Below are 6,582 nucleotides of genomic sequence, written 5' to 3' on the forward strand. Positions count from 1 at the left end.
GCGAGAGACCCGTCGCTCGAGAGGACGAGACCGATGGCGGCCTCACCCTGACGCACGGCCTGGCCGATCAGGCCGAAGTCGTAGGACTTGAAGTCCGCGAACTCGATCCCGTACGTGTCCTCGAGGCCCAGCTGGCAGAACGGGCGCTCCGGGCACTCGGCCGGCCCGGCCAGCACCAGCCCGCCGCAGTTCTCGGCGAGGTCGGACAGCGTGGTCAGGTCGTGCTCGGTGGCGAACTCGCTGGTCACCGCGAACGCGTTCTGGTCCTGTGCCGCGGACGGGGCGCCCACGGTCAGGCCGGCGGCATCCGCGAGCGGGGTCAGCGCGGTCACGGTCTCGTCGACGTCGGCGGAGGCCACGGACTCGGCGTCGGCACCGTTCTGCTGCGCGTTGAGGAAGTCCGCGAGCGTCGCCGCGTACTCCGGGAYGGCCGTGAGCGTGCCGTCGGTCAGCGCCGGCAGGTACGTCTCGCGGTTGCCGATGGTGCGCACCTCGACCGTGTAGCCCGCCGTGCGCAGGACCGCCGCGTAGATCTCCGCGAGAGTCGCGCTCTCGGAGAAGTTCGCCGCACCGATCACCAGCGACGCACCCGCACCGGAGGGCTCCGTCGCGGCGAGACCCTCGGTGTCCACGAACTCCTCCGCCACCTCGCTCGACGTGCGGCGGTCGATGTCGACGGCCTTGTTGAGCTCGATGAGCTTGTCCGTGTCGAGGGCGGCCGACACGGTGTCGAGCAGCTCGATCACCGACGCGTTCGCGGCTGCGGCGGCCTTGTTGACGGCCGGGATGATGTTGTCGGCGTTCTGGAGCCCCTTGTCGTCCTCCAGGACGACGAGCTTCTCGCCGGCGATCGGGTCGCACGTGGCGAGCCCGGACGAGCCGGAGGACGTCGGGTCGGCCTCGCCTCCGCCCGAGCCAGGGCTGCCACAGGCGCCGAGCGCCAGGGTGGCGACGGCGATCAGGGTCAGGGTGGTGGAGCGTCTCGCTCGCATCGTGCTCTCCTCGGGGAGTCAGCAGGGGGCGGGAAGGGTCCCGGTAACGGACAGACGTGCCGTCGACGAGGTCAGGACGTTTTGCCCGACCTATTCGATCCGCTGGTCGCGGGCTCGGCAAGCCCTGGGGATGTGACACGCGCCCGGCGGGTTCGCCGGGACGGCGTGTCGGACGTGTCCCGGGCCAGCGCTCGCAGACCCGGGGGAGTGAGCAGGTACTGCGCGATCGCGAGGAGTCCCTCGGCGAGCAGGCACAGCCCGGCGACGAGGATGCCGCCCGCGAGCACCTGCCCGTAGTCCTGCGTGCCGAAGCCCGTGACCACGATGGTGCCGAGGCTGCGTCCGCCGACCAGTGCCGCGAGCGGGACGGTCGCGAGCACCTGGACGGCCGCGGTGCGCACACCGGCGGCGATGAGCGGGACGGCGAGCGGGAGCTCGACCGCCCACAGGCTGCGCCGACCGGACATGCCGACGCCTCGGGCGGCGTCCCGGACGTCCGCGTCGACCTCCCCGAGCCCCGTCACCGTGTTGGTGAGCAGGGGCGGGACCGCGAACACGGCGCACGCGAGCACCGTCGCCGTGTTGCCGAACAGCCCGCTCGCCGCCAGCAGGGTGAGCAGGGCGAGCGTCGGCAGCGCGCGCGTGGTGTTGGCGACGACCACACCGACGGTCGCGCCTCGGCCGCGGTGCCCGAGCCAGAGGCCCACCGGCAGGGCGACCACGGCGGCGAGGAGCACCGCGAGCACGGACACGACGATGTGGTCGCGGGTGAGCGCGAGCACGCCGTTGCGGCCGACCCAGTTGAGGGGGTCGTTCAGCCAGAGGAAGGCTTCGGTCAGGGTGTCCACGTCACACCGGCCGCTCGACGCGCGCCCACGGGGTGATCCGGCGCCCGACGCCCGCGATCACCAGGTCGCACACCAGCGCGAGCAGGAGGCAGAGCACCGTGGCCGTCATGATCTCCGCGTGGTAGTTGCTGCGGAAGCCGCGGAACATCAGCTGGCCCAGCCCGCCGTAGCCCACGACGACGCCCACGGTGACGAGCGCGACGGTGGTGACCGTGGCGAGCCGCAGCCCGGCGACGATGCTCGGGATCGCCTGGGGCAGCTCGACCGCGAACAGCAGTCGCGACCGGCCGTATCCCATGCCCCGCGCCGCATCGCGCACCGCAGGGTCCACCCCCTGCAGCCCCACCAGCACGTTCCGGGTGAGCACGAGCAGGGCGTAGGAGACCAGCCCGATGAGCACGGTGGTGCGCCCGATGCCCGTGTACGGCGCCAGGATGGCGAACAGCGCGAGCGACGGCACCGTGTAGAGGACGCCCGCGACGCCGAGCACCGGGCCCGCCAGCCGGGGCCGCAGGTGCGCGAGAGCGCCCAGGGGGAGCGCGAGCACGAACGCGATGCCGACGGCCTGGAGCGTGAGCGTGGCGTGCTGCTCGAGGAAGCGCGCGATGTCCGCTCCGTTGCGCTCGACGTACTCCCACGAGAACCACGGGTTGGGTGGAGCCTCGGCCAGACGCATGCGGCGAACGTACCCGGGGCCTCTGACATGCGCAGTCTGACCTGCGGGTGTCGGACCGGGCGACTAGCGTCCTGGGGGTGGCAGACGACCCGGCGATCGCCTTCGAGCACGTGAGCAAGTCGTACGCGTCCGACCGCGGGCGGGGGGAGTCCGGCGCGGCGGTCGACGACCTGTCACTGGCCGTCCGGGCGCACGAGGTGCTCGTCCTGGTCGGCCCGTCGGGCTGCGGCAAGTCGACCACGCTGCGGATGGCCAACCGGCTGGTGGAGCCGACGTCCGGGCGCATCATGCTCGAGGGCGAGGACGTCACCACGGTCGACCCCGTCGGCCTGCGTCGGCGGATGGGCTACGTGATCCAGAACGTCGGGCTCTTCCCGCACCGCACGGTCGCGCAGAACGTGGCCACGGTGCCGGGCCTCGTCGGCTGGGACCGCAAGCGGACGGCGGCGCGGGTGGACGAGCTGCTCGACCTCGTGGGTCTGGCTCCGGACCGATACGCCCGGCGCTTCCCGCACGAGCTCTCCGGCGGCGAGCGGCAGCGCGTCGGGGTGGCCCGCGCCCTGGCCACCGATCCGCCGGTGCTCCTCATGGACGAGCCGTTCGGCGCGGTGGACCCGGTGGGCCGCCGCCGGCTGCAGAACGAGTTCGCCCGGATCCAGCGCACCCTGGGCATCACCGTGATGCTGGTCACCCACGACATCGACGAGGCCGTCCGGATGGCCGACCGCGTGGCGGTGCTGAGCACGGGCGCGCACATCGAGCAGCTGGCGTCGCCGCTCGACATCGTCGCCCGCCCCGCCACCCCGGCCGTCGCAGACCTCGTCGGACGGGGGCGCACCGCTCGTCTGCTGGCGCTGGGCCGCCTGGAGCGCGCTGACCTCGATCCTTCCGTGCCGGCCGGTGGGACGGGCCCCGCGCTGGCCGTCGGTGCGGAGCTGGGCGACGTGCTCGACGCGCTCGTCGGCGCCGACGGGCCCCTGGCCGTGCGGGACGAGCAGGGTCGGGTCGTGGGCAGCGCCACCGCGGCCACCGTCGTGCGCGCCCTGGACCGGCTCACGGAGCGGGCCGAGGAGACGGACGCCACAGCGGACGCCGACGCGGCCGTCGGTACGCTGCGCAGGTGACCACCCCCACCGCACGCCTCGCCCTCGCGACCTGCGCCGAGCTCCCGGAGCTCGACGCCGACGACCACGCCCTGCGCGACGCGCTGCTCGAACGTGGTGTCGCCACGGACGTCGTGGTCTGGGACGACCCGACCGTCGACTGGGGCACCTACCCCCACGTCGTCATCCGCTCGACGTGGGACTACACCGACCGCCCCGCGCAGTTCGCCGACTGGACCCGCAAGGTGGAGCGCACCAGCACGCTGCTCAACCCCGCATCGGTCGTCGGGTGGAACATCGACAAGACGTACCTGCGCGACCTGGAGAAGGCCGGGCTGCCGATCGTCCCCACGATCTGGCTGGACCCCGAGCGCAACCTCGACTCCCGCGCCATCCACACGCGGTTCCCGGCGTTCGGCGACTTCGTCATCAAGCCGACGGTCAGCGCCGGCTCGCGGGACACCGGCCGCTACGACGCGGGTGTCACGCAGCAGCGGTCGCTCGCCATCACGCACGCCAAGAACCTGCTGAGCGTGGGCCGTCGCGTGATGATCCAGCGCTACCTGCGCAAGGTCGACACGGTCGGTGAGACGGCGCTGGTCTTCATCGAGGGCCAGTTCAGCCACTCGGTCCGCAAGGGAGCGCTGCTCGCGGGCCCGTTCCGCGAGGAGCAGGTGCTGTACCGCGACGAGACCCTGACCGCGCGCGATGCCAGCGACGCCGAGCGCGAGCTCGCGGAGCGCGTCGTGGCCGCGCTGCCGGAGATCGCCCCGGGTGCGGACGGTCCGCTGCTCTACGCCCGCGTGGACCTCATCCCGGACGACGAGGGCAACCCCGTCGTGCTCGAGGTCGAGCTCACCGAGCCGTCCCTGTTCTTCGCGCTCTCGGAGGGTTCCGCCGGGCGGTTCGCCGAGGCGATCGCCGCGCGGCTCTGACGTCGGCGGGCAGTGGCCGAGACCACTGTCCGCCGGTTCCAGAAGTGCTCCCAGCCTCGGGTACACTTCTCGACGCCCCGGCGTACGCGTCGGGGGATCGTGGTGGCTATAGCTCAGGTGGTAGAGCACCTGGTTGTGGTCCAGGGGGTCGCGGGTTCAAGTCCCGTTAGCCACCCCATCGCGTCGGGGGGCGGCGCCCGTCGTCGTTCCCGGGGGACTCAGCCCTCGGACAGCAGGGCGCCCTTGACCGAGGTGGCCACGATCTCGGCGGCGATCTTCTTGGCGGCCGCGGAGTCCGGACCGGGCTGGGCCGGGAGCAGGGCAGCGCGGTAGTACCGCAGCTCGTCGATGCTCTCGAGGATGTCCGCGAGCGCCCGGTGGCCCCCGTTCTTGCGCGGCGAGGCGAAGTACACGCGCGGGTACCAGCGGCGGGCGAGCTCCTTGAGGGAGGACACGTCGATCACGCGGTAGTGCAGGTGCCCGACGAGCTCGGTCATGTCGCGGTCGAGGAACGCCTTGTCGGTGCCCACGGAGTTGCCGGCCAGCGGCGCCTTGCCCGGGTCCGGCACCCACGTCCGCACGTACTCGAGCACCTTCGCCTGCGCGTCCTCGATCGTGGTGCCGCCCGCGAGCCCGTCGAGCAGGCCCGAGGTGGTGTGCATGGTGCGGACGAAGTCGTTCATCTGCTCGAGCGCCTCGGGCGGCGGCGCGATGATCACGTCGACGCCCTCGCCGAGCACGCGCAGCTCCGAGTCCGTGACGACGGCGGCGACCTCGACCAGCGCGTCGGCCCCGAGATCGAGGCCGGTCATCTCGCAGTCGATCCRGACGATGCGGTCGCCGCTCTCCTGTCCGGGCGTGGCGGGCGGGGGCGTCGGCGTGCTGGTCACGCAGGTCAGCCTAGGGGGCGTCCGGGCGTCGCGCGTTCGTGCACCGGGCGTGCCGCGGTTAGCGTCGACCAATGACCGACGACGTCGCACGCACGCCGCCCCGCCTCCCGACGCTCGCCGCGCTGTGGTCGCGGCCCGTGCTCTGGGCGTGGCTGCCGGGCATCGTGCTCGTCGCGGGCGGGCTCGCGGTGTTCTTCGGCGTGCTCGACACGGTCCGCGAGAAGGACGACCTGTCGAGCCTCGACCAACCCGTGCTCGAGTACCTGGTGGCGCACCGCACCCCGGGGTGGACGGGGGTGCTGGCGGCGATCACGTTCGTCTCGGGTCCCACGGTGCTCCCGATCCTCGTCGCGGTGGCCTGCGGCGTCTGGGCCCTCGTGCGGCGGGCGTGGTGGCGTCCGGCACTGCTGGCGGGGGCGATGGTCGCGTCGACGCTGATCAGCCTCTCCGTCAAGGGCCTGGTGGGGCGTGAGAGGCCGCCCGAGGACACGATGTTCGTCCCGGGTGCGGAGACGACGGCGTCGTTCCCGTCCGGGCACACGATCGGCACCGCGACACTCCTGCTGGTGGCCACCTACCTCGTCTGCAGCCGGCGACCGACGGCCCCGCGGCTCGTCGGCTGGGGGCTGACGGCGCTCGTCGGGACGGCGCTCGTGGCGCTCAGCCGGCTCTACCTCGGCTACCACTTCCTCACCGACGTGGTCGCGGCGGTGGCGCTCGCGATCGCGGTGGTGGGCATGGTGACCATCGTCGACCGCCTGCACACGGGTCCGCCGACCGACTGAGGTGCTACTCGGCGCCGTCGTGGCCGGGAACGGTCGAGGCCAGCCACGCGGCGACGGGGACGATCACGGCGACGGCCCCGGCGATCCAGAGGCTGGCGGTCCACGAGGTGCCCGCCCACCGCAGCACGCCGAGCGTGCCGACGCCTGCGGCCGCCCCGAGCCCGATGCGCTCGAGCCAGAGGACGACGAACCGGGCGAGGCGCCGCCGGCGGGGCAGCTCCTGCACGGGGTCCGGGGTGGCGTGCCGGCCCATCAGCGACGCCCGGGGTGCCGTGGGTGCAGGCAGTCGGACGGCAGCATGGCGACATGGTGGCACGCATGGCGGCGGGCGCGGACCGGAACCCCTGGTGGGG

8 protein-coding genes and 1 tRNA gene are annotated in these 6,582 nt (G+C 73.1%); 4 read left to right on the forward strand and 5 right to left on the reverse strand.

The features are described from left to right. From AC1DUQ_RS17740 to AC1DUQ_RS17750, 3 genes are all read right to left on the reverse strand, one after another. Positions 1-992: glycine betaine ABC transporter substrate-binding protein (locus AC1DUQ_RS17740; RefSeq protein ID WP_477074249.1), on the reverse strand; the 992-nt coding region annotated here is incomplete at its 3' end. Positions 993-1,063: 71 nt separating this feature from the next. Next, positions 1,064-1,840: an ABC transporter permease gene (locus AC1DUQ_RS17745; protein ID WP_477062756.1), complete on the reverse strand. Its 777-nt coding sequence runs from the start codon at positions 1,838-1,840 to the stop codon at positions 1,064-1,066. Between the two features lies 1 nt (position 1,841). Then, positions 1,842-2,516, reverse strand: coding sequence for an ABC transporter permease (locus AC1DUQ_RS17750; RefSeq protein ID WP_477062755.1), 675 nt, complete (start codon positions 2,514-2,516; stop codon positions 1,842-1,844). Positions 2,517-2,593: 77 nt separating this feature from the next. On the opposite strand from AC1DUQ_RS17750, the gene AC1DUQ_RS17755 reads away from it, so the two are divergent. The 3 genes from AC1DUQ_RS17755 to AC1DUQ_RS17765 all read left to right on the forward strand — a co-directional run bounded on the left by AC1DUQ_RS17755 (position 2,594) and on the right by AC1DUQ_RS17765 (position 4,732). Next, a complete protein-coding gene (locus AC1DUQ_RS17755) occupies positions 2,594-3,640 on the forward strand; it encodes an ABC transporter ATP-binding protein (RefSeq protein WP_477062754.1) in 1,047 nt (348 codons plus the stop codon). After that, positions 3,637-4,554 (forward strand): ATP-grasp domain-containing protein, encoded by a 918-nt coding sequence (locus AC1DUQ_RS17760; protein WP_477062753.1) that lies wholly within the window; start codon positions 3,637-3,639, stop codon positions 4,552-4,554. The genes AC1DUQ_RS17755 and AC1DUQ_RS17760 overlap by 4 nt, the downstream gene beginning before the upstream one ends. A gap of 102 nt (positions 4,555-4,656) precedes the next feature. Then, positions 4,657-4,732: transfer RNA gene (locus tag AC1DUQ_RS17765), tRNA-His, on the forward strand. A gap of 40 nt (positions 4,733-4,772) precedes the next feature. Here the strand turns inward: AC1DUQ_RS17765 and orn are convergent. Continuing rightward, complete coding sequence (gene orn, locus AC1DUQ_RS17770; RefSeq protein ID WP_477074250.1) at positions 4,773-5,444, reverse strand: oligoribonuclease; 672 nt, start codon at positions 5,442-5,444, stop codon at positions 4,773-4,775. 71 nt (positions 5,445-5,515) lie between these two features. Here orn and AC1DUQ_RS17775 point away from each other — a divergent pair, with 71 nt between their 5' ends. Then, a complete protein-coding gene (locus tag AC1DUQ_RS17775; RefSeq protein WP_477062751.1) occupies positions 5,516-6,229 on the forward strand; it encodes a phosphatase PAP2 family protein in 714 nt (237 codons plus the stop codon). 4 nt (positions 6,230-6,233) lie between these two features. Here AC1DUQ_RS17775 and AC1DUQ_RS17780 read toward each other — a convergent pair whose 3' ends face one another. After that, a complete protein-coding gene (locus AC1DUQ_RS17780) occupies positions 6,234-6,455 on the reverse strand; it encodes a hypothetical protein (RefSeq protein WP_477074251.1) in 222 nt (73 codons plus the stop codon). Between the last annotated feature and the right edge of the window lie 127 nt (positions 6,456-6,582).

Source organism: Cellulomonas sp. P4_B5_2, from assembly GCF_056402235.1.

Coding starts and splice junctions, on each gene's coding strand:
- AC1DUQ_RS17750 (WP_477062755.1), bottom strand. CDS start 2,516: ATGCGTCTGGCCGAGGCTCCACCCAACCCGTGGTTCTCGTGGGAGTAC.
- AC1DUQ_RS17775 (WP_477062751.1), top strand. CDS start 5,516: ATGACCGACGACGTCGCACGCACGCCGCCCCGCCTCCCGACGCTCGCC.